Annotated in this window: 28 protein-coding genes; 16 read left to right on the forward strand and 12 right to left on the reverse strand. The window is 54.8% G+C overall.

The genetic code is table 11. The features are described 5' to 3' along the window. The first annotated feature begins 8 nt into the window (after positions 1-8). The 6 genes from MW898_RS13740 (at position 9) to MW898_RS13760 (ending at position 5,339) form a co-directional block, all read left to right on the forward strand. Complete coding sequence (locus MW898_RS13740) at positions 9-497, forward strand: Lrp/AsnC family transcriptional regulator (RefSeq protein WP_248908223.1); 489 nt, start codon at positions 9-11, stop codon at positions 495-497. Continuing rightward, on the forward strand, positions 494-1,639 hold the full coding sequence (locus MW898_RS13745; protein ID WP_248908224.1) for a pyridoxal phosphate-dependent aminotransferase: 1,146 nt from the start codon (positions 494-496) through the stop codon (positions 1,637-1,639). Before MW898_RS13740 ends, MW898_RS13745 begins: the two co-directional genes overlap by 4 nt. A 114-nt stretch (positions 1,640-1,753) precedes the next feature. Next, positions 1,754-1,852, forward strand: a complete 99-nt coding sequence (locus MW898_RS26565) for a DUF7989 family protein (protein WP_465261755.1) — start codon at positions 1,754-1,756, stop codon at positions 1,850-1,852. Positions 1,853-1,985: 133 nt separating this feature from the next. After that, the gene (gene solA, locus MW898_RS13750; RefSeq protein ID WP_248908225.1) at positions 1,986-3,137 is read left to right on the forward strand and encodes an N-methyl-L-tryptophan oxidase; all 1,152 of its coding nucleotides are present in this window, start codon (positions 1,986-1,988) and stop codon (positions 3,135-3,137) included. A 91-nt stretch (positions 3,138-3,228) separates the two neighbouring features. Further along, positions 3,229-3,672, forward strand: coding sequence for a hypothetical protein (locus tag MW898_RS13755; protein WP_248908226.1), 444 nt, complete (start codon positions 3,229-3,231; stop codon positions 3,670-3,672). Positions 3,673-3,734: 62 nt separating this feature from the next. Continuing rightward, positions 3,735-5,339 (forward strand): DUF7527 domain-containing protein, encoded by a 1,605-nt coding sequence (locus MW898_RS13760; RefSeq protein WP_248908227.1) that lies wholly within the window; start codon positions 3,735-3,737, stop codon positions 5,337-5,339. Position 5,340: 1 nt separating this feature from the next. Here the strand turns inward: MW898_RS13760 and MW898_RS13765 are convergent, their stop codons facing one another. After that, positions 5,341-5,646 (reverse strand): hypothetical protein, encoded by a 306-nt coding sequence (locus tag MW898_RS13765; protein WP_248908228.1) that lies wholly within the window; start codon positions 5,644-5,646, stop codon positions 5,341-5,343. Between the two features lie 552 nt (positions 5,647-6,198). Between MW898_RS13765 and MW898_RS13770 the strand changes: the two genes are divergently transcribed. The 3 genes from MW898_RS13770 (at position 6,199) to MW898_RS13780 (ending at position 8,499) form a co-directional block, all read left to right on the forward strand. Then, positions 6,199-7,548: an adenylosuccinate synthase gene (locus MW898_RS13770; RefSeq protein WP_248908229.1), complete on the forward strand. Its 1,350-nt coding sequence runs from the start codon at positions 6,199-6,201 to the stop codon at positions 7,546-7,548. Positions 7,549-7,641: 93 nt separating this feature from the next. Beyond that, a complete protein-coding gene (locus MW898_RS13775) occupies positions 7,642-7,824 on the forward strand; it encodes a methytransferase partner Trm112 (RefSeq protein ID WP_248908230.1) in 183 nt (60 codons plus the stop codon). Positions 7,825-7,872: 48 nt separating this feature from the next. Further along, a complete protein-coding gene (locus MW898_RS13780) occupies positions 7,873-8,499 on the forward strand; it encodes a DUF7524 family protein (RefSeq protein WP_248908231.1) in 627 nt (208 codons plus the stop codon). A 9-nt stretch (positions 8,500-8,508) separates the two neighbouring features. Here MW898_RS13780 and MW898_RS13785 read toward each other — a convergent pair whose 3' ends face one another. Both MW898_RS13785 and MW898_RS13790 read right to left on the reverse strand, forming a co-directional pair. Continuing rightward, complete coding sequence (locus tag MW898_RS13785; RefSeq protein ID WP_248909771.1) at positions 8,509-9,597, reverse strand: DR2241 family protein; 1,089 nt, start codon at positions 9,595-9,597, stop codon at positions 8,509-8,511. Between the two features lie 215 nt (positions 9,598-9,812). After that, positions 9,813-10,682 (reverse strand): CbiX/SirB N-terminal domain-containing protein, encoded by an 870-nt coding sequence (locus MW898_RS13790; RefSeq protein WP_248908232.1) that lies wholly within the window; start codon positions 10,680-10,682, stop codon positions 9,813-9,815. Between the two features lie 104 nt (positions 10,683-10,786). On the opposite strand from MW898_RS13790, the gene cysS reads away from it, so the two are divergent. Next, complete coding sequence (gene cysS, locus MW898_RS13795; RefSeq protein WP_248908233.1) at positions 10,787-12,265, forward strand: cysteine--tRNA ligase; 1,479 nt, start codon at positions 10,787-10,789, stop codon at positions 12,263-12,265. A gap of 62 nt (positions 12,266-12,327) precedes the next feature. Here the strand turns inward: cysS and MW898_RS13800 are convergent, their stop codons facing one another. Then, positions 12,328-13,629, reverse strand: coding sequence for an alpha-amylase domain-containing protein (locus MW898_RS13800; RefSeq protein ID WP_248908234.1), 1,302 nt, complete (start codon positions 13,627-13,629; stop codon positions 12,328-12,330). A 280-nt stretch (positions 13,630-13,909) separates the two neighbouring features. Between MW898_RS13800 and MW898_RS13805 the strand changes: the two genes are divergently transcribed. The 4 genes from MW898_RS13805 to MW898_RS13820 all read left to right on the forward strand — a co-directional run bounded on the left by MW898_RS13805 (position 13,910) and on the right by MW898_RS13820 (position 16,497). Then, a complete protein-coding gene (locus tag MW898_RS13805) occupies positions 13,910-14,575 on the forward strand; it encodes a DUF6517 family protein (RefSeq protein ID WP_248908235.1) in 666 nt (221 codons plus the stop codon). A 279-nt stretch (positions 14,576-14,854) separates the two neighbouring features. Then, the gene (locus MW898_RS13810; protein ID WP_248908236.1) at positions 14,855-15,733 is read left to right on the forward strand and encodes a spondin domain-containing protein; all 879 of its coding nucleotides are present in this window, start codon (positions 14,855-14,857) and stop codon (positions 15,731-15,733) included. 129 nt (positions 15,734-15,862) lie between these two features. Continuing rightward, a complete protein-coding gene (locus tag MW898_RS13815) occupies positions 15,863-16,192 on the forward strand; it encodes an ArsR/SmtB family transcription factor (protein WP_248908237.1) in 330 nt (109 codons plus the stop codon). 14 nt (positions 16,193-16,206) lie between these two features. Next, entirely contained in the window at positions 16,207-16,497 is a 291-nt protein-coding gene (locus MW898_RS13820) for a DUF8036 family membrane protein (protein ID WP_248909772.1), read from the forward strand. Positions 16,498-16,601: 104 nt separating this feature from the next. Here the strand turns inward: MW898_RS13820 and MW898_RS13825 are convergent, their stop codons facing one another. The 7 genes from MW898_RS13825 to MW898_RS13855 form a co-directional block, all read right to left on the reverse strand. After that, positions 16,602-16,820, reverse strand: coding sequence for a hypothetical protein (locus MW898_RS13825; protein WP_248908238.1), 219 nt, complete (start codon positions 16,818-16,820; stop codon positions 16,602-16,604). Positions 16,821-16,996: 176 nt separating this feature from the next. Then, complete coding sequence (locus MW898_RS13830) at positions 16,997-18,241, reverse strand: tripartite tricarboxylate transporter permease (protein WP_248908239.1); 1,245 nt, start codon at positions 18,239-18,241, stop codon at positions 16,997-16,999. Between the two features lie 141 nt (positions 18,242-18,382). Continuing rightward, positions 18,383-18,715, reverse strand: a complete 333-nt coding sequence (gene rpl12p, locus MW898_RS13835; protein WP_248908240.1) for a 50S ribosomal protein P1 — start codon at positions 18,713-18,715, stop codon at positions 18,383-18,385. 46 nt (positions 18,716-18,761) lie between these two features. Beyond that, positions 18,762-19,805, reverse strand: a complete 1,044-nt coding sequence (locus tag MW898_RS13840; RefSeq protein ID WP_248908241.1) for a 50S ribosomal protein L10 — start codon at positions 19,803-19,805, stop codon at positions 18,762-18,764. 1 nt (position 19,806) lies between these two features. Continuing rightward, entirely contained in the window at positions 19,807-20,445 is a 639-nt protein-coding gene (locus MW898_RS13845; RefSeq protein WP_248908242.1) for a 50S ribosomal protein L1, read from the reverse strand. Positions 20,446-20,739: 294 nt separating this feature from the next. Next, on the reverse strand, positions 20,740-21,222 hold the full coding sequence (locus tag MW898_RS13850) for a 50S ribosomal protein L11 (protein ID WP_248909773.1): 483 nt from the start codon (positions 21,220-21,222) through the stop codon (positions 20,740-20,742). A gap of 203 nt (positions 21,223-21,425) precedes the next feature. Beyond that, complete coding sequence (locus MW898_RS13855) at positions 21,426-21,626, reverse strand: VNG_1110C family protein (protein WP_248908243.1); 201 nt, start codon at positions 21,624-21,626, stop codon at positions 21,426-21,428. Between the two features lie 446 nt (positions 21,627-22,072). On the opposite strand from MW898_RS13855, the gene MW898_RS13860 reads away from it, so the two are divergent. Together MW898_RS13860 and MW898_RS13865 are read left to right on the forward strand one after the other, a co-directional pair. Then, positions 22,073-23,182, forward strand: a complete 1,110-nt coding sequence (locus MW898_RS13860) for an OBG GTPase family GTP-binding protein (RefSeq protein ID WP_248909774.1) — start codon at positions 22,073-22,075, stop codon at positions 23,180-23,182. Continuing rightward, positions 23,179-23,613, forward strand: coding sequence for a TIGR04206 family protein (locus tag MW898_RS13865; protein ID WP_248908244.1), 435 nt, complete (start codon positions 23,179-23,181; stop codon positions 23,611-23,613). The genes MW898_RS13860 and MW898_RS13865 overlap by 4 nt, the downstream gene beginning before the upstream one ends. Positions 23,614-23,659: 46 nt before the next feature. Here MW898_RS13865 and MW898_RS13870 read toward each other — a convergent pair whose 3' ends face one another. Further along, positions 23,660-25,033 carry a UDP-N-acetylglucosamine 2-epimerase gene (locus MW898_RS13870; protein WP_248908245.1) on the reverse strand — a complete coding sequence of 458 codons (1,374 nt, stop codon included), beginning with the start codon at positions 25,031-25,033 and terminating at the stop codon, positions 23,660-23,662. Positions 25,034-25,135: the final 102 nt, after the last annotated feature.

The following is a 25,135-nucleotide window of genomic DNA, read 5'->3' on the forward strand; positions in this document are numbered from 1 at the left end:
TATCTGACATGGACGCACGAGCCGAACTGATCGATCTCCTGCGTGAGAACGCTCGATACTCGGTAGAAGATCTCGCTCGTCTCAGCGGGCTCGAAGAAAGTGCTGTCGAAGAAACCATCGCTGCGCTCGAACGTGACGGTGTTCTGTGCGGATACCAAGCCGTCGTTGACTGGCGTCGAGTCGAGTCAGAGAGCGTCCGGGCGTTCGTCGAGCTCAACGTGGCGCTCGATCGAGAGACGAGCTACGAGGATATTGCGCGACGACTCGCAAAGTTCGACGAGATCCAATCACTCAGGCTCGTAAGTGGAGATTACGACTTCGCACTCGATGTTGAAGCCGACTCGATGGGGGCGGTCTCGCGGTTCGTTAGCGAGCGGGTGGCCCCCGTCCCCGAGGTCACCCAAACGGTCACCCACTACATCATGGAGAGCTACAAGGAACGCGGGATCGAGTTCGACGACGGGTACGACGACGATCGCCTGTCAGTCACGCCATGACGGGCCCCTCGATCGCAGAGCGCGTGCGAGAAGTTCCACCGTCGGGCATTCGTCGGTTCTTCGAACTCGCAGAGGAGATGGATGATGTCATCTCACTCGGCGTCGGTGAACCAGATTTCACCGCTCCGTGGCGAGCCCGTGAGAAGGCGATCGAATCGCTCGAATTAGGTCAAACCTCATACACCGCTAACCGGGGGATGAAAGCGCTCCGTGAAGCCATCGCCTCACACGTCGAAAAGTGGGATCTCACGTATGATCCTGACGACGAGATTCTCGTCACAGCGGGCGCGAGCGAGGCACTCGATCTAACATTCCGTGCGCTCGTCGACCCGGGAGATGTTGTTGCCGTCGTACAGCCCTCCTACGTGTCGTACATTCCAGACGTTATGTTCGCCGGTGGTACAGCGCTTCCCGTACCGACACGAGCAGAGGACGATTTCGTCCTCACACCAGAGGCACTGGCTGATGCGGGAGCCGATCGAGCTGACATGCTCGTGCTGTGTTATCCGAATAATCCGACCGGTGCGACAATGACGCGCGATGAACTCGCTCGCGTGGCCGAGTTCGCGTGCGAACACGACCTTACGGTGATCTCAGACGAGATCTACGCCGATCTCACCTACACTCGGAGCCATACCTCGATTGCGAGCTTCGATGGAATGCGCGATCGTACGATCGTCTACAACGGATTCTCGAAGGCGTACGCAATGACTGGTCTCCGACTCGGGTACGCGCTCGGGCCGAGCAACGTCATCGGGGCAATGAATCGCATCCACCAGTACACGATGTTATCCGCGCCGACGACTCCCCAGTACGCTGCCATCGAAGCGCTCGAATCGTGTGACGAGTCGGTCGAAGAGATGCGCACACAGTACGACCGCCGACGGAAGTTCGTCCTCTCGCGGTTCGAAGATATGGGCATCGATTGTTTCGAGGCGACCGGCGCGTTCTACGTCTTCCCTGAGTGTCCGTGGGAGGACGCGAGTGCGTTCGCCGAAGCACTCCTCGAAGCTGAAAAAGTCGCTATGGTTCCCGGTAGCGCCTTCGGAGAATGCGGAGCGGGCCACCTCCGCGTCTCGTACGCAACGGGGCTGTCTGATCTTCGCACTGCGATGGACCGATTGGAACGATTCCTCGACTGATCGACGCGTCTATCTCCATCAGCTAGGACTTCTATACAGACCAGCAGTGTTTAATGAATATATTCTTCTTTCAGGGAGGTTTTAAATATCAGTGTGGAGCTAAACCATAGCACGATGAACGAAAAAGAAACGTTAGAGGACGTTAGTCATACACCGCCAAACGGAGAATCCGTCGACCGAGTTTGGAAGCGCGGACAGGAAGAGAACCAGTAACCTCCTTTTTGCGGATTCAGGCACGATTGCTCGGCTCATTAGAGAGTGATACGTCTATTCTCTCCTCGCTAGTGTGAATAATATTACAACCCATTAGAACCATATTTACAATCCATTAGAACTACCTAACAATATGAATATAACCCCCGATCGATACGACGCGATCGTTGTTGGTGTCGGCGGCATGGGTAGTGCGACTGTTTACCGACTCGCTGAACGGGGGCTCGATGTGCTTGGGATCGAGCGGTTCGACGTACCGCACACGCACGGGTCGAGCCACGGAAGTACCCGTATCGTTCGTCTTACACAGCCTGAAGATCCCTCGTACGTTCCATTGGCGAGAGCGGCCTACGACAATTGGGCAGAACTCGAACGACAGACTGGCCGCACGCTCATTACGAGGACAGGCTCGATCCACGCTAGTGCTCCTGAAGCCGAATTGTTCACGGACGCCCGTCAGTCGGTCGAAACGCACGGCATCGAACACGAGATACTCACCGGCGCGACGGTGAACGAACGCTTCCCCGGATACGATCTTCCATCAGAGTATCGGGCAGTCTATCAGCCCGACGGTGGTTTCGTCGACTGTGAGCAGGCAGTAATCGCCCACGTCGAGGCGGCACACGAAGCAGGAGCGACCGTCCGGGCGCGAGAACGCGTCCTCGATTGGCGTGAGACTAGAAATGGCGTACGGTTGAAAACAGACAAAGGCGTCTACGAGGCCGACGACGTGGTGTTCACGACGGGGGCATGGACGGGCGACATTCTTCCCGAGATTGCTCACGAACTCACACCCGTGCGGCGGATTATGGCGTGGTTCCAACCAAAAAAGCCGGATTGGTTCCAACCGGAGACGCTCCCTGTGTTCAGCCTCGCTGGCGAACGAGGCAACGGATACGGCTTCCCGGTCCACGACGTTCCGGGATTCAAGTTCGGGCGCGAACCAGCCCTTCCAAACGCCGTAGATCCGGACGAGATGCCACCGGAGCCGACAGCAGCCGAGGAAGAACTTCACCGTGAATTTGCCGATGCGTACTTTCCAGACGGAGGTGGGCCAACACTGCGACTGCGCACCTGTGTGTACACGGCGTCTACGGACGGACACTTCGTCCTCGGCTCGCATCCAAACCGTGACGGTGTCCACGTCGCTGCCGGTTTCACCGGCCACGGCTTCAAGTTCACCGCCGTTATCGGCGATGTGTTGGCCGATTTCGTCGTCAATGGCACCACCGACCACACCATTGAGCTCCATCGGATCGAGCGGTTACTCAACGCGAACGAGTAGTACCGCTTTCAATGAAATATCGGTAGACTATTATAGAGGGAGTAGACAGAGTATTATCCGAGCATTTCGGCTCGTCATTTGAATGTTGGGAATGAGCACCAACCAACACACAAACCCGTCGAAAAAGAGTACGAAGGAGACGAAGCAGATACAGTTGAACGGACAGGCCTGTCAGATCATCGAGATCGGACGAGATAGCACGTCGGTATTCACTCAGGGAGAGAGCTACCAGCTTTATGTGTACCACATTCTCGTTGACTCGGAGGACGATTTTTACTCTGGCTTCGAGAACGGCCACATCAAAATTGATGTTGGCAACGGATATCGGAAATTCCCTGTTGATCGGATCCTCCGCATCGAAGACTACCCATTGATGATGGAAGGACGACGAACGAGCATCACAGAATGGGTTGTCGCCGTTGGTGAGCGCGCGTTGGCATCAAAGGCGGTGTGGGACGACCTGCCGGAAGAAATCGAACACGAATTACAGTACCGCTGTCGGCCGTCGGCGTTCATCGATAACCGGGGTAGATAGTGGTATCGATTTTCCGGCTTGTTTTGTAAGCTATTTGTCCCCGGCCGCTAAATGGACTCGGTATGCAGAGGTGCACGGTCGAACGAATCGAAGACTGGTCCTCCCGTCAGTTCACGGAGGGTGATGTCAAACTGCATGATCTTGCCAGCTCAGGATTCAGCGGCGCTGTACATGCGAACGCATGGATATTAATGTGTAATGGACGCAGCGTCGGTGTTTTCGACGGTTCCGTCGAGGAGATCACCACCGGTGGGACGATTTACGTCAGTCCCGAACCGATCCTTCCGGTGCTCTTATCTATGATGGAACAAGAACCGACACAGAATACGCGCTATGACACCGATACGACGCCAATTGACGAAGCGAGGAGCGCGCTCGAAAACTGGGATCGGGACCGAGACTACATTGGATACCTCGAATTGACCACGGATACCGACGAATACTACGTTGTTTATGGAGATGCCGGGACGACGAGTATCGCGTTTGTTGGTCCGGAGAAACGGATACTGATGGGTGAACAAGCCGACGACATGGGTGATACGATCTCCGGTGAGTACACCGTTTCGGTCGTTCCAATCGATCCCGTCGATGTCACAAATTCAGAATCAACAACACAACAAGTGCCGAGCGGACTTCCTCCGGGCAAGGAGAGCGTTGATGTCCACACCAACAGAGGCACTGACGCAAATGATTCTAAACCGGAATTGATTGCGGACGGGTCGAACGAGAGTGTCGAGCATCTCCGAAGCCGCATCGCCGCACTTGAACGCGAACGCGACGCACTCCAAACGGAGCGGGACGATCTGCTTGCCGAACGAGATCGCCTCGAAGCAAGAATCAGCGAGCTGAAAAAACGAATCAAAGAGCTGGAATCGACAGCAGCTTCGACCTCAACCTCACCGTCAGATTCAGCATCAGCATCAACATCAGATTCGACGTCAGCGTCCGACGACAGTAATGAGATGTCTGTGGATGATGCCCTCTCGGGGACATCGCTGTTCGTTCGCTATCACACGCAAAATCATTCGACGCTTACTGATGCGTATCACGGTGATGCAACTCCTGAGGAAGTGAACGAGAACCTCATTCTGGAACACTACACGACGTTTGACGCCGAAAACACCGTTGTTGATGGTACTCCGTTCGATCAGTTCCTCACAGAATCCTTCGAATATGCAGTTGTCTCGTGGATTGTTCGTGATCTTCTCTATGACATCTACGACGCGGGGTACGAGGACGATCTCGCTGATCTCTATGATTACATCCCCGACATTGACCGGGCTGCTCTTCACGCACATAACACTACTGATGACGGTGTTCCCGTCTCCTTCGATGTGGTGTGCTTCGACCAGCGTGGCGATCCGCTCATCGTGGTCCAAATCGACGATTCACGGGAACCAACGACTGCACGTGAGACTGAAACACTGCTTGATGATGCGAGCGCAGCTGCTGACCAATGGCCACTCACAGCAGCGCTGCTCGTTACGACCAGTTACTTCGAAGCAAGCGCACTCGATACGGCGGCAGATGCCACGACCGGTGGCGGTGGATTGTTCAGTAGCGGCAATCGTTCGAGTTACGTCCGACTATCGAGAAAACACGGATTCCACCTCTGCCTTGTCGAGGCGCGTCAGCGTCAGTTCCACGTCGCTGCGCCGAAACTGTGATTCAGTTTTCTACCTCTGCTACTTCGTCGATTTTCATCGCTTCGAGTTTCGATATAATCTCATCAACCTTCCCGTCGAGATCACTGACGAACTCGTCAGTCTGCTCGGTGGTGATCGCACCCTGACTCGACGGTTCAATCAAATCTTCTTCTTCGAGAACGCGAAGCGAATACCGAACCTTATGGTGAGGATACCCAGTTTCGTTGGACATCTTCACGATACCGATCGGTTCGTTTCCGATAACCATCTTCAGCACCTGTAAGTGCCGTTCTAGCATGTCGACTTCCTTCTCCAGTCGATCTATCATGGCAATTGTTAACTTGTGTTTGGACCTTTTAAATGTTGCTGTCTTCTCGAAAAAGCTAGCTGTCTGTGGATTATCCATGCGACAGCTTAACGCTTGTGGCTGATGGCCGAAGAGTACCAGATACTACCGATAACGACTCTGTGTGGTCGTAGACTGTGATTAATCTCCATTATTCATCAAAAATATTACTGATATACCGTGATTTCATTTGACCAGTCGTCGTTTCTATTACTTCTGTAAAGAGTTCAGTATATGGCCATGGGCTGGTGGTTCACGTGGTCTCAAGAGCAGAGTACGGTGTATCAGGCTGTCCAAGCCGTACTCGTCGTCCGCCGAAGAGACCCGATCGCACGGCGGGCATCTCGTGGCCCTCGTCTGCGACAGTGATGGATCAGTTCGGTTTACGGAGAGATGCTTCTTGATCTGAGCGTCAATCGGTGCACGGTTCGCTTCGAACGGTTTCTACGTTCTTTCCAGAGCGTTCGAGTCGAACACGCCACATCAGACGCAGGTATCGAAATCTGTTTAGCGCGGTGGGAGGAACGTCAGCGTATGACTGTAACCATCGTCGGCTCACAATTAGGCGACGAGGGGAAGGGTGGTATCGTCGATCTGTACGGCGGTTCCGTCGATATTGTTGTTCGCTATCAGGGCGGAGACAACGCGGGCCACACTGTCGTCCACGACGGTGAGACGTACAAACTCTCTCTCGTTCCCAGCGGTGCCGTCCGTGGAAAGGTAGGTGTTCTCGGTAACGGCTGTGTTGTTAACCCGAAAACGCTGTTCGAAGAGATCGACACGCTCCGTGAACGCGGCCTTGAGCCGGACGTTCGTGTCGCAGCGCGTGCACACGTTATTTTCCCGTATCACCGGGTCCTCGACGGGATCGAGGAGGAGGCAAAAGAGGATCTCGCGGCAGGCACGACCGGACGAGGAATCGGACCGACCTACGAGGATAAGGCGGGACGTCGTGGAATCCGCGTCGGTGATCTCCTCGACAGTGAGGTGCTCCGGAAGCGGCTCGAATACGTTGTTCCCCAGAAACGGGCGCTTGCGACGGAGGTGTACGGACTCGATCCCGGCGAAGCGTTCGATATCGACCATCTTTATGACACCTACCATACGTTCGCACAGCGGCTCGCTGCAGAAAATATGGTCGTCAACTGCGGCGAATTTCTCTCCTCACAGCTCGACGCCGATGCGAACATCATGCTGGAAGGCGCACAGGGAACATCTATCGACATCGATCACGGAATCTATCCGTACGTCACCTCTTCGAATACGACAGCCGGTGGTGCAGCAACAGGGACCGGTCTCGGACCATCAGTTGTCGGACGAGGAGAGGTCGTTGGCATCGTAAAAGCGTATCTCTCTCGTGTTGGCACCGGTCCACTTCCGACCGAACTCGGGCGCGTCGAAGGACAGACACCCGCCGATGGTGGTAATCCCGAAGCGGACGACATCGCAACGTACATTCGGGACGCTGGAGGCGAGTACGGCACTGTTACAGGTCGACCACGCCGCGTCGGCTGGCTCGATATGCCCATGCTCCGACACGCGGCACGTGCGAACGGCTTCACTGGCCTTGCTGTGAATCACCTCGATGCACTTGCAGGACTGGACGAGCTCAAGGTCGGTCACGCGTACGAACTCGACGGCGAAGAACTGCTCTCGCTGCCGACGACGACCGAACGGTGGGGTGAGTGTGAAGCGATTGAGCGGACGTTCGACGGCTGGTCTGACACCGATTGGAACGCTGTCGCCGAAGAAGGCTACGACGCACTTCCCGGAGCTGCACAGACGTACCTCAATTACATCAGCGAGGAACTATCGACGCCGATATACGCGATCGGTGTTGGACCGGGACGTGACCAGACGATTGTCCTCGAAGCGCCGTTTTGAACGGCCCACGGGAACCAAAACCACAATTTGAAGCTGCGACCGAGGCCAACCAGACCCGGCACATTTTTGCGTCGATACACCAAGGAGAGATGTATGAAAGAGACACTAATGGACATCCTTTGCTGCCCACTCGATAAACAGGAATTAGAATTGAAAGAAATTAGAGAAGACGATGGGGAAGTTCTAGAAGGACAGCTGACTTGTACCGAATGTGGCACGGAATACCCCATTAATGATGGTATCCCAAATCTTCTCCCACCTGACATGCGCGAGTGAAATTCCTGAACCTGTACTTTTTTGCTCTCCCCTACGCTTAAGTAATCTGTGCAGGAAACACTCACCGTTGACGTCAACCCGGACGGGATGCACACGCTTACCGTTCCCGAGCGCTTTGGGGCCGAAGGAGCGTTCGATGTTGTCCTGAAGAACCACGGTGAGCCGACGCATGTGTATCTCAATCTCGACGACGATCTTTCCGATGCAGCAACGCTTGAGGCAACTAATTACTACGTCGAACAGGGGGAAACACTCCCAATCCCGATCACGACCTCATCAAATACAGAAATCAGTGGTGATCTGACGGTTGCAACCGCCTACGGTAGTGAGAAACGATTTGTCTCAGTGACCATCGAGCCGAGCGAACAAGGCCAACACACCAAAAATATTAGCGCATCGGTAGCATCGAATCGCACAATACGGTCTCCTCAGTCAACGATAAAAGCAACGTCGTCTCCCTCATCTCGGTCAATACCTCCCTCGCCGTCCCGGTCCACGCCAGCATCCATCGACGAGCGTATCATCCATCGTACGCTTCCCGCATTCGTATTCGGCATCGTCGCTATCATTCTCGCGTTCTCGTCCCTGCTCGTCTCTGGTGCGTCCCGAATCCTGCTCGGTGCACTCGCACTGCTCGCTGGGATTATTTTAGTGGTGTATCTCGCCGTTGTCTAACAGACTTATTCATGAGTCAGGATCGGTTGCATCAGTGGTGACACCGCAGAGCTGTCCATTCTCGTCGAATCGTTTTGCTCTGAGATATCGGGCTCGATATCGGTTTGCCCCATCCTTCATGTCGGCTTCACGGATATCATCGGTACGACCGTCCGAGACGGCATCGATGAGGTCCTCTATCTGAGCTTTTTCGCTCGGGGTGAGTTCGAACGTGTATTCGCGTGTTTCCTCGCGTTCGAGACGGGTCCACTTGCGCGCGGCAGCGATTACAAGTGAACACGGCTCGCGGCATGGGAACGCTCCATCGCCTCGAGGGACATCGAGTGGTGAGTCCTCACTCTCATCCCACTGTCGTCGTTTGAGACACTGCGAATCGACACAACACGCCGTTGCGAGCCATTCGACAGCTTCTGGATCAAGTTCGTCGATGATGTCGTAGATGCCAGTCTGTCGCTCTGCAGTCTCGCGCCAGTGTGAGATGTCGAGTTCGTCTTGTCGTTCGAGATACCAATTTTGGACCGTCGCTGGGTAGATGAAGTCGATCGTCTGGAGCACTTCTGTTCCAGTGAGATCGGTGAACTGCCATCCTGTCTGAAGCGTTGGAGCAGTCTTGAGCGGACGATAGTGACCGTCATCGTCGTACTTTGCAATCTGGCGAGCATCGAGTGGGTCGGTGTGCTCGTTGAGCGCTGTGTGTTCCCGATCCGCCACATTACACAACGAGTACTGCCGTTGACCTGTTTCGCTAATGGTCGTCGTGACGCTGATCTCTCCCCACGCGCGCTCGATACCGTTGTCCAGTGCTTCGTACCGGTCACGCACATCGTTCTCCGCCGCTCGTTCGAGCCACCGGAGGAATGCCCACTCATCCTCGGTTAGATCCGACTGTGTCCAGTAGTACCAGTTGGTGACGTAGGCAGCGTTGCTCTTTGCAACTGCCATGAGTTCGTCAGTTTCAAGTGGTCCGTGGGATGCCTCGGGTGTAGTTACGGTGTAGGTCCCAGAGTTATCGTCACGCGTAACGACGAGACCATCGAAGGAAACACCACCCTCATCGCTGGCTGCCTCCCGAAGCGTCACGACCTGCGTGTTGGTCACGATTACATTCACACTCGTGTCCTCACTTCCGTTTTCGTCGCTGTCTTCATGCTCGCTCACACTAACCACCCATCCGTTACCTTCATTCGTCTATTCGGTGAGAAGCGGTGCCGTCTCATGGTTTGTTCTCGTCCTCGATTAGTTTGACATCCATGGTCGATTGTTGGTAAAGGCGTATTCAATCGCTCTGGACCACACAGACACGGGACAGAAACTCACGCGGTCACGACACCGCCGGTCAGTTCCTTAACTCGCTCAATCGCGCTCTCGATGTCGGCACCAGCGTCGTTCGCCCGTTCAAGAATGACGTCAGCAAGCAGTGGTTCCGTGCCGACTGCCCCCGAGTACCAGATGCGTGTTCCATCGACCGTTCCCGGGACAGAATACGTGCCGGTCTCGTCCGTGAGTCCCATATCCGCGGGAATGTCCTCCTGTGTGTGAAAGCCGTCCGCGACGAACAGCGGAACAACGACAACATCGTCACTCTCGAAGTGGTCGGTGACGTCGTCGACCTCCGGGGATTCATCCATGAACAGCGCTTGCACCTCGTCGAACCGACCTTGTTCGCGGATACAGTTGGCGTGGTAATGGATCGCTTTCGCGCTGTTTGCGTTGCGCTCGGTCCCGTGACCAACGACCGCTAGCCCGAAGCCCGATCCGACAGCCGGATCATCGGTCACACTCTGTGCGCGTTGGATGATGACATCAGCCATCGAGTCGTGTGTGCCAACCGGACCACAGTAGTGGACAGTTTTACCCACGTCTCGTGCTTCGAGCGTCGCGTGATCTGCGCTCGTTCCGTCGGAGTCCCAGTCGGCAACGTTCCAGCCTTCGAGACGCAGTTCGCGCGGAATGACCTGTTCGGTGAAATACCCCTCACTGATGAACAGCGGGACGACAAACACCTCCGTGGCCTCGACCGTCCGGAGCACCTCACGAAACGAGGGCTCTTCCTTCCAGAACGCCTCGCGCACTTCATCGAACGCACCCGATTCTCGAATGGTGTCGGCGTGCGCGAACGTCGGCGTGCTCGAATCCGGGTTCAGATGCGAGCCGTGAGCGACGATGACTAACGCCTGAGACATACGCTGGCTATGTTCGGATGGCGGTTATCGTCTTCGTTATTGTCGTGAGAGACAGTTCCACAGCTCCGACGGCTTGAAACGTTCCCCTGTGGTATCGCCACGTAATGACGATTCGTGTGTCGAACACACTGACGGGCGAACGCGAGGAGTTCGAGCCGAACGGAGACAACGTCCTCCTCTATGTCTGTGGTCTCACCACATCGGATCCCGTTCATCTTGGTCACGCGCGGCTTTGGGTACACGCCGACGTGGTCCATCGCTGGCTCGAATACCGAGGCTACGACGTTCGCCACGTAGAGAACTTTACAGACGTAAACGAGAAGATTGTCGCCCGTGTTGGCGAAGGAGGTGATTCAGAAGCAGCAGTTGCTCGCTCGTACATCGAGCGAACTATCGACGATATGCGCTCTCTCAACCTGAAGCGAGCTGAGGTCTATCCTCGCGTGAGCCAACACGTCCCCGAAATCATCGACCTCATCGAGACGCTGATTGAGCGCGGATACGCCTACGAATCGAACGGATCGGTCTACTTCGATACGACACAGTTTGAGGAATACGGAAAGCTCTCGAACCAGTCGATCGAGGATCTCGAAGCACAAGGTCCCGAGGACGAGCAGTCAGAAAAACGCAATTCGACCGATTTCGCGCTCTGGAAGGCTGGCGGTGTCACCCCCGAAGAAGTCGAAACACATCGTCACGAGGGATCGGCCGCGGCTGAAGCGGCGGCGGAGACCAGTCTCACGTGGGACTCACCATGGGAAGAGGGCCGACCGGGGTGGCATATCGAATGCTCGGCCATGTCGATGGCCCATCTCGACGAGACGATTGACATTCATATGGGCGGGCAGGATCTCGTGTTCCCGCACCACGAGAACGAGATCGCCCAGAGCGAGGCGGCGACCGGCGCGCAGTTTGCGCGCTACTGGCTTCACGTCCGACTGCTCGAAATCGGCGATGAGAAGATGAGTTCGAGCCTCGGGAATTTCTCGACAGTCAGTGATGCTGTCGACTCAGTCGGCGCAAACAGTGTCCGAACGTTTCTCATCTCGACATCCTACAACAGTCGGCAAGCATTCTCTGAGGAGGCTCTGTATGAGGCAACCGAGCGCTGGGACCGGTTAGAACGGTCCTACGAGCGTGCAGTCGAGGCACTCGACAGTCCCGACGCATCGACAACCGTTGCGGACGACGATCTCCGGGACGCTGTGATCGACGCCCGAACGGCGTTCGAGAACGCGATGGACGAGGACTTCAACACGCGCGAAGCGATCGCTGCGCTGCTTGACATCGCTGCTGCCGTCAATCGCCACACGGACAGCGAAGAGTACGATTACGTCGGGCTCAAAGAAGCAATCGAAGCGTTCGAATCCCTCGGTGGTGATGCGCTCGGATTCACATTCGAAGAGAGCGGGGATGGAACAGTCACGCTTGCCGAAGAAGCGGTCGAACTCGTCCTCAATCTCCGCGAAGAGGAACGAGAAAAGGGGAACTACGAACAGGCTGATACACTCCGCGACGCACTCTCTGATATCGGTGTCGAAATCGAAGACACTGACGACGGACCCACCTACCGGTTGCCGTAGAGGACACTCAGTCAGCAGTCCGTCACCGAATCGGCGGCCGATATCCGCATCGTTCCGTTAGTTCAGGTTGGTGCGTAGAACACCCATCCCTCAGCAGGCACTGCTATCTGCACCGAGCCGTCGCCTGCGACACTAACATCACCAGCGTTGCCGCTGTGATCGTGCAGCGTCGTGTTAGCCCATGAGGTAGTAACCGATGCGCTTTGCTGGCTGCTGCTGTTGTTCAATCCGACGAGCAAATTGCTGTCTCGTTCGTAGACCACGAGGTTGCTGTCCGTGTACCGCCAGTACGTTTCTCCGCCAGAGAGGTTCTTGCGAACCCAAATCATGTTGTTGATCGTGTCGTTGTCGAGGAGCCAGTCCGGATAGATATTGTACAGGATTGGATAGCCCTCTGAGGTCAGGATGTGTGCGTGTGCGAGTTCGTACTGGCTCGGACCGTCCTGATCGTGGTTGTCGACGAATGGCCACGCGTGAAATGGATCTTGTGCCCTGACGCCCGCCCCCTGAAGCTTGCTCATATCGCCGCCGCTGAAGACGTCCGATATTGTGTAAAACAACGGGTAATCGAACGCGTTCATTCCTGTGTCGATGTACGCTTGTACGTACGAGACACCCCCGTCGTACACCTCCCCGACACGCTCTAAACCGAACTCGTCGGCCCACTGGTTTGCGTAGTCCTGGAAGAACCAGTGGGGCATGTGCTTGGCTGCGTCGTATCGGTAGCCGTCTGCTCCGAAATCCGATATTTTCTTCATGTAGTTGTACAGCTCGCCTCGGACGTAGCTGGATTCCTGTTCGAGATCCGGAAGTCCGAGAAGCTCGCCGTTTTTGACTTCGTGTTCGTCGTTCCAGTCGTCGATCTGGCCACAGCAGTGATGGAAATCAGGATTGCTGAACGCCGGAAAGTCGTATCCCCTCCCGTCTGCCATGTGGTTCATCACGCAATCGAGATAGACCTCGATTCCGTGACTGTGTGCCGTATCGATGAGTGTTTGCAGCTCCGATGCAGTGCCGAACGCACTGTTGAAATCGCGAAAATCAACCGGCTGATATCCTAACGGTGGGTCGTTGCGTCCGCCCTGATCCGCCCACGTCAACCGACTCTTCTGGGGTGCCTGAATCCAGATGATATCGTACCCCCTGTCTGCGACTGTTGGAAGGTTGTTCGTGATCGTGCCCCACGTCTCGTGGAAATACTGGAGTGCAACGGGTTCACCTGGTGCAGCTCGTGCTGAATCTGCTACCGATGGTGTCAAGCCGACAGTCCCGAGGACACCGAGTCCTTTCAGCAATCGCCGACGTGAAAATTCCCCCGTTCGTTTCGGGTCGATACTATTTTGATTTGCGGTATTGCCAGCCACAATTATTGTATGAAGATATTATTCATCATAAATCTTTCTCTCGGAGACACATGTTGTTCTTTGCACGATCGACCACAAACTATTAGCACAACCAGCGGTATGCATGCGGTAACCGAAATGAACAGAGAGGAAGGTTTCTCTCTCGGTGCGTCGGCTGGGTCGATCAAAGCAACACAATATCCCGAAACGCGATAGACAGCCCACTTCCGGCGTCAGAGTACTGCCTTTACACTAGCATCGGACTCCCGGTGCCCCTTGAACTCAGTCACGACTCACGATCATGGATTCTCGATACTCGATCACGATACCGTCCCGAACCACGCTTGCAACGTTACTACTCGTCGCTCTCGTCATGACGACTGGTTGTCTCGGATTCATCACGGGTGATGGTCCACTGTCGGTCGAATCGGAGCCCGTTGCCGTGAGCAATAGCACGGTTTCAGAGGCGAATTACGAAGTAGTTCGTGATAAGACAATCACCGTGGATGCCTCAGTCTCTGTTGCTGATCAGGAACGAACCGTCGAAGCAAAGAGCCACTTTCGCGAATACGGGCGAGATTTCGACATTCTCAGTTCCGATATGACTGCGGCTCGTTTCGTAGCACTCTCGACACCCAAAGCGGAAGTCGCCGGTGAGCCGCTCAATCCAATTGGAGATCGTTCTAACGATCAGCTCGTCAATCGGCTACTACAGTCGTACGATGGCATCAAGTCCGTCGAATTCGTCAAAAATAGATCTGTCACGTCACTCGGCGAAGAGCGCACGGTCGCTACGTACGAAGCGACAGCACAGGTTACACAAGACGTGGAAATCCCCGTTACCTTACACACTGCGACGTTCGCTCACAAAGATGACTACATCACAATCCTTGCCCTGTACCCGAAGCAGCTAGACGAGCAGCCAAATATTGATACGTTCCTCGAAGAACTCGAACATCCGGTATAAGTATCACTACACTGATTTATCTGTTCTTCACGACCGAGAGCGAGAGCAAGAGCAGTATTCAGGTGACCGCGTGTAATCTTCTGTCTCCGATTGTAGCTACCAGGCGCTGCAGTAAACAAGCAGGCTGAATCCGCTGGCTCGCCGTTTCCCTCCGCGACGGTGATACCCCCCGACTGAGAGAAATTCTAGAGGGAATTTCGAATGATTCACCATAAATATTCGAGAACTGATTTAATTGAAGGATAAGTATCGATTTCTTGTGTAAGAGCGCTGCTAAACATGACAGAGGACATCAAAAGTAGCCAGAAATCAGAAAGAAAAGCAGCCGAAACGTCGTTTTTTAGCCGACGGACCGTACTAGCGGAGATAGCCACGGTTGGTGTTGGTGCCGTTGGCGTTGCGAACATCTCGACAGTAGGGTCGGCACGTGCGAAGAGCGATGACTCGGTTATGTGTAGCACCACAGATAGTTCGGGCACAAAAGCGACGAAAGCGACCTACTCCGTCCGGATCGAGAACGTCTCGACTGCGATGACACTCGAAACGACCGCAGTGGATGACGAACTGAAAGAACAACCCGTTCCGCTCTCTCCTGGTGCGTTTGCAGTACACAATGGAAAAGCTCCGATCTTCACGTCGGACGAGCCAGAACGCGATAACGGTCTCGAAGAGATTGCCGAAGACGGTATACCGACACGACTCGCCAAATGGCTGGCCGAACAGAACGGCGTCTCACAGTCTGGTGCGTTCACCACGCCTGTCGGGATGGATGCATCTGCACCTGCACCTGCTCCGCTGACGCCCGGTAGCGCGTACGAGTTTGAATTTGAGGCCAAATCAGGGGACAGGCTCTCGTTTGTGACAATGTTCGTGCCCTCGAACGATCTGTTCTACAGTCCAGACGAGATGGGCATCGATCTGTTCACGAGTGGTGAACCGATCGACGGCGATGTGACAGATCGGATCGGGTTGTGGGACGCTGGAACTGAGATCAACGAAGAGCCTGGCGTCGGGGGGCATCAGCCACAGCGCCAGCGTGGTCCAGGGATCGATCTCGTCGAACGCGAGTCTATCGTCCCGATCAGCGAGGTCAACGGCTACACCTACCCGGACGCCACCGATGTCCTCAATGTGACCGTGTCGCCGCACAATGGGTGAATTCGAACGCGATCCGCTCGCTCGACAGACGATCTCCCGAGCAGATGATTGTGACCACAACCGGACAAATGCAAAAAAACAGCAAAGTAGACTTATACAGTCAGTCACGAATGGGTACATAGTGCAGGGATGGAAAAGGTACTGTGGTATCTCATCGCAGGGACTCGTGGCGGGGAGAATCGCGCTCGCATTATTCGCGCGCTCGCCGGACGGCCGTTCAACGCCAACCAGCTTGCATCCCGACTTGAACTCGAGTACAACACAATTCGCTATCACCTCGATATGCTGATTGACCACGGTATCTTAGAAACGGGAGGCGACGACTACGGTAAGCTCTACTTTTTCACCGATCAGTTCGAGCACCACTACGAGGAGTTCGAACGTGTTGTCGAACGAATGGACTTCGAAACCGATCCCGTGGGATGGGGGGAACCAGAACCCACAGAGCAAGAGGATTGAGATTAATGGCACAGATGAGTACCCTGATGCTGGTCGCCACCATGTTGAGCGTGGTGAACATCGTCCTGTTGGCTGCTCTCACGTTTATTTGGGGGCGAAACTACCGGACGTTCAGAACACCGCTGATACTTGGACTGCTGATCTTCGGTGCGGTGTTGCTCATCGAGAACGTTGCCGCCGTCTATTTCTTCTTCAGCACGAAGATGCTCTACTCCGGTGATCCCGGCATTGACAGCGCAGTAACCATTCTCAGGGCGCTCCAAACCGTTGCGCTCGTGTCGTTGACGTACGTCACGACGCGGTGAGGGATCTCGATACGTTGTAGATTACAAATTACACAACAATATCGTGGAATATTTGAAATAGAAATTGATCGACAACTGGGTCGAGAACAGTGTGATCCACAATTTCAATTTTCTGGCATCCCTGCGAGGTAGAAGACAATCGCAACACCTGTAGCGGCCCCCATAGCGTGCGTTGCTGAGTTGACGGGATTAATCCCCGGTAAAGCAAGACCGGCGAGCGTCCCGACACTGACCCCAACCAACCAGACAAGAAGCGCATACTGGCTCGTTGAGAAGCTCCGTATCCAGTTATCGATACTCTTGTAGGCTGACTTGATCTTCATAGCATCCCTAAGAAATTCTCTCGGAAATAGTAACCCGAAATTTATCACAGTCTGAATTTTTGAATTGTTTTACATAGCCACCATCCTGAAGTTGCACCGGTACGACACTGTACGAGGTAGGGAAGAGTTATCCACTGGCCGGTGCGGAGAAAGCGACAGTTCACATTTCCAAATTGTCATACGTATCCACCAACTATCAGCGGTCCCATCAGCACTCCCATGAGATGCGCGCGTTGTGCGCCGAACCGTGCGGGAACGAGTCCAACGACAGTGCTTGCGGCGAAGACCCCGACACCGAGCAGCCCAGCGAAAAGATACGAGACGACGCACAACAGCGCGAAAACACAGATCGAGAGCTTCGTGTACCCGACGGATCCGATGACACTGAGATACGCATCCCCGATCAGGAGTACGAATGAAAAGCCAGCAACGGCGGCAAATCCGACGGCGACGAGCAAGATCGGTAAATCGAGTGGAACGTTTGCTCGTTCGAGTGCAACCAGCACGCCAGTTCTCGGTGAACCCAGAGCAACCAAAGCGAAGAGAGCGAAAACAGTGTTTGCGGTGTTGACACCGCTGGTGGCGACAATAAATCCACGGCCACCGTACCGACCGGGAACGGCGACCAGTGCGAGCGTCGCTGCAATCGCACTCGACACGCCGGGGATGTATCCGACAACTGCGCCACAGACCGTTCCGATCGTACCAAGTCCACCAACGATCCGACGAGAGAGCGTTATTTCGTCTCCAACCTGTTCGGGAACACCATTTCCCCCCATGGCTTCAAGGAGGACAGGGGCTCCGAACAACCCAGTGAAGAGCGGTGTAAGCATACTACCGACGTCGAGCGGCGCCTGCACCGAGAGATCAAGTGTCAGGAGACCGAGTCCGGTGCTCGACGCGAACGCAACAACACCACCGACCCGCCCACGCTGGGTCGATTCCGTCCAGATCAACAGCAACGCTGCTGAGCCGAGAACGATCGAGAGATGAGCACTGATCGTAGGATATACGGTCACCATCGCCTCTGTGACGGGAATCGAAAGTGGCACGGCAAGGACAATCGCGAGTCCACTTCCAAGCGCGGATAGTCGGAGCGCCTCGCCACCGCGTCCCTCAAGGACGAGGCGATGACCAGGCAGTGCGCTCGCAGCCATCGCCGGATCGGGTACACCGAGTGCGAGTGCGGGAATAATGTCGAGAAATGTATGGACGACACCGGCAGCGAGCATCGCCGAACCAACGAGCGTCGGTGGACCAGGAATCGAGGGAGCAACCGCAGCCAGCACGAACGCCATGTTGTTCGCGTGAATCCCCGGAATGAGACCACTCACAGTACCGAGTACGACACCAGCAAGCACGAACGCGAACACCGCTACCGTCCGATCGGGGGCGAATACGACGTGAGCACTGAATGCCATCACGTACGGGTGGATGCGGTATCTAACCTAAACCTTCGTAGAACTACTATAATTCAATTGATGCTATTTCCCACCATACCAAGTGGTACTGGTGATGTTCAATAAAATCGGAAAATCGTAGTCGTCGCGTTCCAGCTCCGATTAACCGAACAGCTGACCGAGACCCTCACCGTCTGCCTCGTCGTCCTCTTCGTCTTCTTCTTCGGCTTCAGCTTCTTCGGCTTCGTCTTCTTCTTCGACTTCCTCAGTCTCGTCTGCTGGCTCTGCGGCCGCACCGCCTGCCCCTCCCGCGGGAACAGCAGCCGCCTGCTCGACGGCTTCCTCGATGTCAACATCGTCGAGTGCGGCGATGAGTGCCTTCACACGAGATTCTTCGATGTCAGCACCAGCGGTCTCAAGAACGCTGGTAACGTTGTCTTCAGTGATCTCTTCGTCCGTTTCGTTCAGGATGAGTGCTGCGTAAATGTACTCCATGATATTTCGTTTGGTTTAGCTTTGGTTTGTGATTCGATCAATTCCATTATCCGAACATCGCGCCGAGACCCTCGGCGCCATCGTCGTCGTCATCGTCATCGTCGACGTCTTCGGTCTCGGTTTCCTGTTCGTCTACCGAGTCATCGTCATCGTCGGACGATTCGGATTCAGTGGGCGCAGGCGCTACTTCGACGCCGCGCAACTCTTCCGGCAGTGCCTCGTCGTCGTCGATGACCGCTGCAAGCGCGCGCATTTGCGCGTCGGCCTTGCTGACGAGATCGTCTGCGATATCGGGGCTTTCGATTGCTGCGAACAGACCGAGACTGCGAGCCTCGGTGCTCGCCTTCGAGAGCAACCCGTCGGCGGTTTGCGTCGTCGGGTAGACAGCGTTGATCGAGAGATTCCGTCCGGCAGCCGCGGCGGACTGGATGTCCGTCCGGTACTGCTCGATATCGATGGCGAGCTCTTCTGGGTCGAAGAATACGCCTTCGGAATAGACACCACGAAGGTCGAGTCCGACCTCCTTTGGCTCGATTCCGAGTTCGCTCAACACGTTGGCGAGCTGTGCGTCCACTTCCTCGCCAGCATCAAGCACTTGAGAATCTTCGAGAACACGGATCGAGCCGTCCTCGATGCGCGCGTTCGCGCCGACCTGCTGTAGCTCTCCCACGAAAGGACCGGGATCGATTCCCGTATCTCCCTCAGCGATAACGATTTCGTTCGGTGCGACCTCGCCTGGATTGATTGGTGCAGGCGTTTTCGATGCTTCGAGTTCCTTGTACAGACCGAACGGATTGTCATCCGTTCCGATAATGCCGATCTGACCGGTCACGAGGTCAGTTAGCTCATCGAGCCCACCTTCTGCGTTTTCGAGCGAGCGGGCAATGAGCGTATTTCGGCTCACGCGGAGTTCAGCATTGCCGTGTAGATCACGACGCATCTCCTGTAGCTGCTTGCTCGGGATGCCCGCGATATTCACGATACCGACGCTCTCGTACTGCTCTAAAAGCTCTACGAGTGCATCGACCTCCTCGCGTTTCCACTCGGGAATGACCTCAGTCTTGCGTTCGAGATCAGTTCCGGCAGACATCTTAGACGACCTCCATCGTTGGGCCCATCGTTGTCTTTACGTAGATCGAGTCGATGTTGAGCGGCCCCTTTTCCAGATTGGCCTCAAGACGACGGATGATGACATCGATGTTGTCGGCGATATCCTCAGCCGACATCTCGGCCGAGCCGACGCGAGTGTGAAACGTACGCCGTTCGCCGCTTCGAAGCTGCACAGTGTTTTTCATCCTGTTAACAACTTCGACAACATCATCATCGGGCTGTAGGGGTGTCGGCATCTTGCCCCGCGGACCGAGTACGGTCCCGAGGTAACGACCGATGTCCTGCATCATACCCGCTTCTGCGACGAAGAAGTCCGTCTCGCTTGCGAGATCCTTCGCAGCGTTGTTGTCGTCACCGAGGTCCGACAGCGCGTCACTGTCGAGTACCTCGTCGGCAACTTCTTCTGCGCGAAGGGCTGTCTCACCCTCGGCGAATACGACGATACGTGTGTCTTGCCCCGTTCCGCTCGGAAGGACGATGCCTTCATCGACGCGGTTATTAGGGTCATTGAGATCCAAATCGCGCAGGTTGATGGCGATATCGACCGTCTCGGAGAAATTCCGTGGCGGTGCCTCATCAAGTGCGCGAGAGACTATATCCTCTATTTCCTGATTTGCCATTGTTCACCTCCGTAGTACGCCAGTGGCTGCTACGGCGTGAAACAGGCGCTAAACCTGCCTCGTCTCTACTCACTAGCATCACAAACTTAAGCACGTCGAAGTAGCGTCCTCAGTACCACCAATGTCTCTCTGAACCTCAACAATCGGACGCCCCCGATCGTGATCATGATCATGATAATGACCGTGACCAGCAATGATTCTCATCTCGCAGAAGCGCCGACAGTAGGAACGCTAGTCTCGTCCCTCTCTCCGTTTCTCAGCGCTGGAATGCGAACGCTCGACTCGAAATGGGGGCTACGCTGCTGTCTCGAAATAGTCGTCGTAGTCGCCCGCGTCAATGCGCTCTTTGAACGTTCGAGCGTTCTCACCTTCGACAGTGACGCCAAGTGAAACACACGTGCCTGCGACCTCTTTTGCTGCGTTCTTGGTGTCATAAGCGAGAAGATCAGATTGTTTCTGCTCTGCGACCTGTTTTAGTTGGTCGATAGACATATCTGCGACAAACTCTGTATTCGGCCGACCACTTCCGGTCTCGAAACCGAGTTCGTCTTTAATGAGTGCCGCCGTTGGCGGGACACCCACTTCAATCTCGAAGCTTCCGTCGTCCTCATAGGAGATGGTGACGGGGACTTCTGTGCCGTCGAACGCAGCTGTCTGTTCATTGATAGCGTTGACGACCGCCTGCACATCTACCGGTGTCGGGCCGAGTTCAGGCCCAAGCGGCGAACCAGGAGTAGCCTGTCCGCCAGAGACGAGTACCTCAATCGTTCCAGCCATATCCTGAATCACCGCCTTCGTCGGTTTAAGCGTTATCGTATCGACCGTAGCGAGTGTGCTGGTCCCACGATCGACCGACCGGGACGCTGTCAAAGCGTTTGATTGTCTCTGGATGGATTCGACACTGGCGGAGAGTATATTTTATCTGATAATAACTTAGCAACGTGTACGTACAATAAGATAGGCGAGCGGGAAAATCCGATTCACGCAACTGTCACGCCGTGTCGCGTGAGCCAATTGCTCGCCTCTTTGATTTCGACGGGGCTCCCAATAATGCGGGTTTTCGTCTCTTCTTCGACGAACGAGAGCATGAATTCTCGTTTCAGATCCGCTCGGAGACCGGCCAACGCTTCCGTGGGCAAGATGATCTGTGTACTGTCGCGGAATCTATCTATGTTTATCATATTCTCGTCCCACCAACATTTTTTGAATACTACAACACACATCCTCCAAGTATGTATTCATCACGGGGTGTTTTAGTCACCTGTACGATGATTCTGTTGCCTTCAAGGTGAATCTTTCGAAAAATACTCGATCTAATCTAGGTGTGATTCTGTGTGTGTATTTCTCCAACCTTATTAATAGATGACATCACTAGTATGGATTTGTATAGTAAAAATACATCGAAGAAAGTCGGCTGAGACATTCGTGTTCCACTTTTCTGATCGATACTGCTTCGTTCGAGAGGACGTCATCGCATGATTCATCGGTCTTCGTTTTGTCACAGAGTCTGTTCGTCGAGTACGTCAGTAGTACCATCACGACAGCCACAGACAATAATCTGATAGTGAGTGACGCGGGTCGCTTTCAACGGACACTTTTTTCGTCACCCATCTCCGACGAGCATCCAATGGGTCTTGAGGAGGAAATCGATGAGATTGAAGAAGAGATAGCCAGTACTCCGTACAACAAGTCTACTGAGGCCCACATCGGTCGCTTGAAAGCAAAGCTCGCACAGAAAAAAGAAACACTTGAAAACCGTTCATCAGCGGGAGGTGGTCAGGGGTATGCGGTCGAGAAAACTGGGGATGCGACGGTAGCACTCGTCGGATTTCCGAGTGTTGGAAAGTCAACGCTCCTCAATGCACTGACGAATGCAGAGAGCGAGACCGCTGCGTACGAGTTCACAACGCTGGATGTCAATCCTGGAATACTCGAATACAACGGAGCGAACATTCAGTTGCTCGACGTTCCCGGGCTCATCGAGGGGGCAGCGGGTGGGCGTGGCGGTGGCAGAGAAGTGCTCTCGGTTGTTCGAACTGCTGATGTCGTGCTGTTCGTTCTGTCGGTGTTCGAGATCGAACAGTACGAGCGTCTGCGTGAGGAGCTATACCACAACAAGATCCGGCTCGACACGCGGCCACCGAGCATGAACGTCACAAAAAAGCACAAAGGTGGAATTAAAGTGACCACCAACGGTGATGTTGGACTCGAAGATGCGACGATCGCAGAGGTCCTCAGAGAACACGGCTACGTGAACGCGGATGTGACGATCCGCGAGCCCATCAGTGTTGATCAGCTCATCGATGGGCTGATGCACAACCGAATTTATCTTCCATCGATTGTCACTGTCAACAAAGCCGACCTCATCGACCATGACTATCTCGAAACCGTAAACGAACAGCTGCGCGAGCACGACATCGACCCTGAGCAGGCCGTGTTCATCAGTGCTCATGAGGAGAAAGGACTGGAGAGCCTGAAGGAATCGATTCAGAACGCGATCGGACTCATCCGCATTTACATGGACAAGCCCGGCCGGGGCGTCGACTACGAGGAGCCGCTCATTCTCCGAGAGGGTGACACCGTCGAAGACGCCTGCAAGAAACTTGGTGGCGATTTCCGCGAGCGATTCCGCTTTGCACGGGTCACTGGACCGAGTGCGAAACACGACGAACAACAAGTCGGGTTGGATCACGAGCTCGCGGACGAAGACGTGCTCCGGCTCACCGTCCGTCGATGAGCACGACGGCGAAACGACGATTACTGATCGTTTTGCTCCTCGGTCTCATTCCGTGGACAGTCGTGACGGTATCCGGAACCGTGACGCTCGTCCTCCCATTCGGGTTGATTGACGCACAATCGTGGCGTCTCCTCACACTGCCCGAGTATCTCCGTCTTTCTGGTGGGCGGGTCGCGCCGTTTATCGAAGCGTGGCCGCTCAGCGTGTTCCTGTACGCCGGAACGCTCGTGAGCGCCATCGGTGGCGTGTTCGGACGTGAGGATCCCCGGCTGACGGGAGGATTTCTAGCGCTTACCGCCGTCGGACAGCTCCCATTCGTTTTCGGACTCTCGCAACGATTTGGCTACACAGCGATTCCTGTTGGAATCGTTCTGATGCTCGCCGCCGCGTGGTGGTGCTACTGGCCGATGGTGCGAGCATCGTCAGGATAAGTGGACGTATCGCGTTGCGTTTCTTTGGCGTCTAAAAACGTGATCTTCACAGATACTCGAAGCGCTGCGTATTCGCTTCAAAACCCAACCGTTCGTGTGCCCAATCGAACGGATTCTCGTCGCGGTGTTCCATCAGGAACTCCACGATCGAATCCCCGACGTTCTCTCCGTAGAGAGATGGACCATCGGACATGCGTTGACGGATTGAATCGGATTCGTATACATGAGTCAGCAGATCGTACATGGCCTCACCGGACGTCGGTGGTACAAGCAGATTCGTCTGTGCATCGAACACCGTCTCTGGACGATCGGTGTTGTATCGCACGGTGAGACAGAAAGTCTCATCAATGTGGTTTAGCTCCTCTTGCATACTCCCAGAGTCCGTCAACTCAGCGAAGCACTGCCCGGACCGTAGGAACTCATACACGTGAGCGTGCTTTTGCCAAAGCGGTGTGAACAAGAAGTTCTCACGATCGTCGGCAAGACCGACGAGTCGATCACGGAGACCGTAGTTTTCGAGCGCAGCTCGAGTTGCCGTGAGTTCGACGAATGCGACGTTGTATCCAGTTTTCACGAGGCGAACAACACAGTCGATGATGGAACGAAACCGGTCGGGGAGTAAGTTCGCTCGACGGTGAATGTCAACCCGAATCCAGTCGTCCCGAGCCTCCAACACTGGAAAGACATCAAATACCGATTCGGACAGATTCTCATCAGCCTTCATAGCGATCGTATCGACCACGGAATTTCCGACGACCGGTATTCGAGTACGGCCGGCAACCTCAGCAGGATAGCCTTCACGAACGAGATGCTCACGATTCAGTTCAGTTGGTGCAAACTGGTAGAGAGAGGCTGCAGATCCAATGAACGTGTCGTACTGTTCGGGAAACGGTTCGGTCCGATTAAGCGACCACTTACCCTCCCACTGATCGTCGATAAACGCTGCTGGGTCGGCTTCGTTTGTGAACGATGGAGACATTCCACGGAGGCCTGCCTCATTGTGTGCGACAAGCTGGTTTGTTGCGAACATCCATGCCTGGGGAACGATACCCGCAGCAAGCGTATCACCGTGGACGATCGGCATGACCGTTGTGTCTGGGTAAACATCAGATATATGGTTTGAAAACTCCTTGATCAGCGCTATCAATTCGGCTGCCTTCTGAGAGAGATCCCCCCGGATACCGAGATCGACTGCGATGCGTTCATCGAGTCCATACTCGGTTAATCCGTGCCCCAAAAGATCATCGTGATGTTGACCAGTATGAAGAACAAAACACGGAACTCCTCGACGCTGGGCGGCCATGACAATGGGCGCCTGTTTGTAAAAATCCGGCTTGGTGGCAGTTACAACAGCCAAAACGGTGTCTCCAGCTTCCATTTGATGCGCGAGTCTGTTATCATATATCTGAATATTGTCCATATATTGATACCATGATCTGCTGGTTAGTAAATACCGATTTTGGACGCTGATCCGAGAGAACGCCTGTAGTCCATCGCAGCACGGAATTCAAAACAACGCGGC

This window comes from Halocatena marina (genome assembly GCF_023276375.1).
GTDB classification, from domain to species: Archaea; Halobacteriota; Halobacteria; order Halobacteriales; family Haloarculaceae; genus Halocatena; species Halocatena marina.

Excerpts from the sequence above, each read along its gene's own strand:
- MW898_RS13860 (WP_248909774.1), top strand. The coding sequence starts at position 22,073 with ATGGGTCTTGAGGAGGAAATCGATGAGATTGAAGAAGAGATAGCCAGT.
- MW898_RS13745 (WP_248908224.1), top strand. The coding sequence starts at position 494 with ATGACGGGCCCCTCGATCGCAGAGCGCGTGCGAGAAGTTCCACCGTCG.
- MW898_RS13830 (WP_248908239.1), bottom strand. The coding sequence starts at position 18,241 with ATGGCATTCAGTGCTCACGTCGTATTCGCCCCCGATCGGACGGTAGCG.
- MW898_RS13820 (WP_248909772.1), top strand. The coding sequence starts at position 16,207 with ATGAGTACCCTGATGCTGGTCGCCACCATGTTGAGCGTGGTGAACATC.
- MW898_RS13840 (WP_248908241.1), bottom strand. The coding sequence starts at position 19,805 with ATGTCTGCCGGAACTGATCTCGAACGCAAGACTGAGGTCATTCCCGAG.
- MW898_RS13765 (WP_248908228.1), bottom strand. The coding sequence starts at position 5,646 with ATGATAGATCGACTGGAGAAGGAAGTCGACATGCTAGAACGGCACTTA.
- MW898_RS13855 (WP_248908243.1), bottom strand. The coding sequence starts at position 21,626 with ATGATAAACATAGATAGATTCCGCGACAGTACACAGATCATCTTGCCC.
- MW898_RS26565 (WP_465261755.1), top strand. The coding sequence starts at position 1,754 with ATGAACGAAAAAGAAACGTTAGAGGACGTTAGTCATACACCGCCAAAC.
- solA (WP_248908225.1), top strand. The coding sequence starts at position 1,986 with ATGAATATAACCCCCGATCGATACGACGCGATCGTTGTTGGTGTCGGC.
- MW898_RS13755 (WP_248908226.1), top strand. The coding sequence starts at position 3,229 with ATGAGCACCAACCAACACACAAACCCGTCGAAAAAGAGTACGAAGGAG.
- MW898_RS13825 (WP_248908238.1), bottom strand. The coding sequence starts at position 16,820 with ATGAAGATCAAGTCAGCCTACAAGAGTATCGATAACTGGATACGGAGC.
- MW898_RS13865 (WP_248908244.1), top strand. The coding sequence starts at position 23,179 with ATGAGCACGACGGCGAAACGACGATTACTGATCGTTTTGCTCCTCGGT.
- MW898_RS13850 (WP_248909773.1), bottom strand. The coding sequence starts at position 21,222 with ATGGCTGGAACGATTGAGGTACTCGTCTCTGGCGGACAGGCTACTCCT.
- MW898_RS13810 (WP_248908236.1), top strand. The coding sequence starts at position 14,855 with ATGACAGAGGACATCAAAAGTAGCCAGAAATCAGAAAGAAAAGCAGCC.
- MW898_RS13805 (WP_248908235.1), top strand. The coding sequence starts at position 13,910 with ATGGATTCTCGATACTCGATCACGATACCGTCCCGAACCACGCTTGCA.
- rpl12p (WP_248908240.1), bottom strand. The coding sequence starts at position 18,715 with ATGGAGTACATTTACGCAGCACTCATCCTGAACGAAACGGACGAAGAG.
- MW898_RS13845 (WP_248908242.1), bottom strand. The coding sequence starts at position 20,445 with ATGGCAAATCAGGAAATAGAGGATATAGTCTCTCGCGCACTTGATGAG.
- MW898_RS13740 (WP_248908223.1), top strand. The coding sequence starts at position 9 with ATGGACGCACGAGCCGAACTGATCGATCTCCTGCGTGAGAACGCTCGA.
- MW898_RS13770 (WP_248908229.1), top strand. The coding sequence starts at position 6,199 with ATGACTGTAACCATCGTCGGCTCACAATTAGGCGACGAGGGGAAGGGT.
- cysS (WP_248908233.1), top strand. The coding sequence starts at position 10,787 with ATGACGATTCGTGTGTCGAACACACTGACGGGCGAACGCGAGGAGTTC.
- MW898_RS13790 (WP_248908232.1), bottom strand. The coding sequence starts at position 10,682 with ATGTCTCAGGCGTTAGTCATCGTCGCTCACGGCTCGCATCTGAACCCG.
- MW898_RS13815 (WP_248908237.1), top strand. The coding sequence starts at position 15,863 with ATGGAAAAGGTACTGTGGTATCTCATCGCAGGGACTCGTGGCGGGGAG.
- MW898_RS13760 (WP_248908227.1), top strand. The coding sequence starts at position 3,735 with ATGCAGAGGTGCACGGTCGAACGAATCGAAGACTGGTCCTCCCGTCAG.
- MW898_RS13870 (WP_248908245.1), bottom strand. The coding sequence starts at position 25,033 with ATGGACAATATTCAGATATATGATAACAGACTCGCGCATCAAATGGAA.
- MW898_RS13775 (WP_248908230.1), top strand. The coding sequence starts at position 7,642 with ATGAAAGAGACACTAATGGACATCCTTTGCTGCCCACTCGATAAACAG.